Source organism: Nocardia sp. CC201C (genome assembly GCF_030010695.1).
Taxonomy (GTDB): Bacteria; Actinomycetota; Actinomycetes; order Mycobacteriales; family Mycobacteriaceae; genus Nocardia; species Nocardia otitidiscaviarum.
This window is the reverse complement of sequence record NZ_JASCXP010000657.1, coordinates 1-2,391: the sequence shown is the minus strand read 5'-3', so window position 1 is coordinate 2,391 and position 2,391 is coordinate 1. Positions and strand designations below refer to the sequence as shown.

General features: G+C 70.7%; 1 protein-coding gene and 1 pseudogene. Both read right to left on the bottom strand.

What is annotated here, in order from left to right:
* A pseudogene (locus QK444_RS35580) lies at window positions 1-355 on the bottom strand (hypothetical protein); the annotation flags it as partial.
* 947 nt (window positions 356-1,302) lie between these two features.
* Window positions 1,303-2,133 (bottom strand): phage shock protein PspA, encoded by an 831-nt coding sequence (gene pspA, locus QK444_RS35575; protein WP_039815749.1) that lies wholly within the window; start codon window positions 2,131-2,133, stop codon window positions 1,303-1,305.
* Window positions 2,134-2,391 lie beyond the last annotated feature (258 nt).

The window sequence follows — 2,391 nt, the reverse complement described above, 5'->3', positions numbered from 1 at the left end:
GCAGCCGCCTGGGCTGGAACGCGGCCGGTGGCAGGGGGTCATTGCGAATCTGCAAGTACCGCTTGGTGGTCACGGCCGCCCCGGTCACCAAGGCCACGGCACCGCCGCCGACCACCACCACGGCCCAGGCGGGCGCGGAGATCAGCACCAGACCGATGGTGCCGATGGTCGTCACCCCGGAGGCGGTGCCCAACCGCAGGCTGCGCCGCCGCACCCGCCGCCGCTTGCGCAACTCCCGCTCCCGCGGATCGGCCCAGCGCCGCACCGTGGCGAACGCCTGCTCCCCCATCCCGCGCAGCGCCTCGGGCAGCCGCTGCGCCAACTCCTCCGGCTCCACGCCGGCCGGAGCCAACATTTCCCGAACGGTCTCACCGGCCCGTTCCCGAGCCCCCCGCACCCCGAACACCGACGATTCGCGGCCACCGGTCGCCCCACGAGCACCGGCTCCCCGACCGAACACGCCACCAGTCCGTCCGTCCCGCAGATCCCCACGCGAGTCACCGCGCCTGGCAACACCACGCGAACCGCCGTGCCCCGCATCGCCGCGGGTGCCACGCTCCGCATCGTCACGGCGTGGAACTCTCGAGACATCGCCGCCGGAGCGGAGATCCCATGCGTCATCGACGGATCCGTCGTCGTCCCGGGTTCGCTGTCGCCCGGCGTCGGAGTCCCGGTAGACGCCGCGTGGCTGGTCCCGGGGCTCGTCGCGCGAGATGCCCCGTTCGGCGGTGGCCGCCCACCGGTCGCGCACGACGCCGATATCGAAGCCGGGCAAGGGGTTCCACGGCCGTACCGGTGCGCCTGTGGACGCGCCGGTCGCACGCGGAGAAGCACCTGTCGCGCTCGGATCGGGGCAGTCCCCGACCCCGTGGTCCGGCCGATAGCCAGCCGCGCCGAAAGCGATTGTGGCACTGCTGGATTCATGGGCCGTTCCGGTCGGCGCAGGGCCGAGAGGGTCCGGCGGTTCCGGTGCGGCCGGGCGCGGGGGCGAGGGGTACCCGGATGTCGTCCGACCGGCGGCGTCGGGACCGGCGGGGCCGTATTCACCCTGAGACGAGGAGCCGGAAGAGTTCTTCGCGACCGGCAGCGGGGCAACCGGGGGCGTCGCGTCCCGGTCGGCTGCGGACCCCAGGCCCGGGATCGGGAATCGGAATCCGGTCGAGCGCTCCGCTACCGGTTTGCGGCGGAAGCGGGCGCGGGGGGTCGCGGGCTCACCCGCTGCCCGCGATCTCCCCATCGGTCGAACCTTTCGCCTGATTGCTGCGCAGCGCTCCCGGCGAGGGCCGCCGGAGCGCTCGGTCACTACTGCTGCTGTGCGCTGCGGTCCTTGTCCAGCTGCGGCTGGGCCGGGTTGGCGGCGGCCTGGCCCTGGTTGAGCTGCGGGGACGCACCGCTGGAGGGCAGGGCGTCGCCGCGCATGGAGGCGCGGATCTGCTCGAGGCGGTTGTGGCCCGCCATCTGGATGCTGGCCTGCTGCACTTCCATCATGCGGCCCTGCACCGAGTTCTGGGCCAGTTCGGCGGCGCCGAGCGCGTTGGCGTAGCGGCGTTCGATCTTCTCGCGCACCGCGTCCAGGCTCGGGGTGGTGCCGGGGGCGGACAGGGTGGAGTCCATCCGCTGCAGGGACGCCGACACCTGCTCCTGCATCTTGGCCTGCTCCAGCTGGGACAGCAGCTTGGTGCGCTCGGCCACCTTCTGCTGCAGCAGCATGGCGTTCTGCTCCACGGCCTTCTTGGCCTGGGCGGCGGCCTGCAGCGACTGGTCGTGCAGCACCTTCAGATCCTCGACGGACTGCTCGGCGGTCACCAGCTGCGCCGCGAAAGCCTCGGCGGCATTGGTGTACTGGATCGCCTTCTCGGTGTCCCCGGCATTGGTGGCCTGGTCGGCGAGCATGACCGCCTGGCGGGCATTGGCGTTGAGCTTCTCCACCTCGTCGAGTTGGCGGTTGAGCTTCATCTCCAGCTGACGCTGGTTGCCGATGACCGACGCGGCCTGCTGCGACAGGGCCTGATGCTGGCGCTGGGCTTCCTCGATAGCCTGCTGGATCTGAACCTTCGGATCCGCGTGCTCCTCGATCTTCGAGTCGAAGAGGGCCATCAGGTACTTCCAGGCCTTGACGAACGGATTAGCCATCGATTGATCCCGCCTCCATACTGACGTGCCGCGCGAGCCCACGCGACATAGTGCGCGACCGTCACGCACCCCGTTGTGTCCCTATCCTCCACTGCGCGGTAGCCGTTGAAATCCGGGACGGCCCCCTAGGGGACCGTCCCCGCACAACACTCCCGGCACGAAGCCTACCGAGAATTTATCCCTTTCGGCTCCATCGCACAGTGTTCAGTCGGCCGCGACCAGCACCAGGCGGTCCGATGTGGGCGCCGGAATGACGAA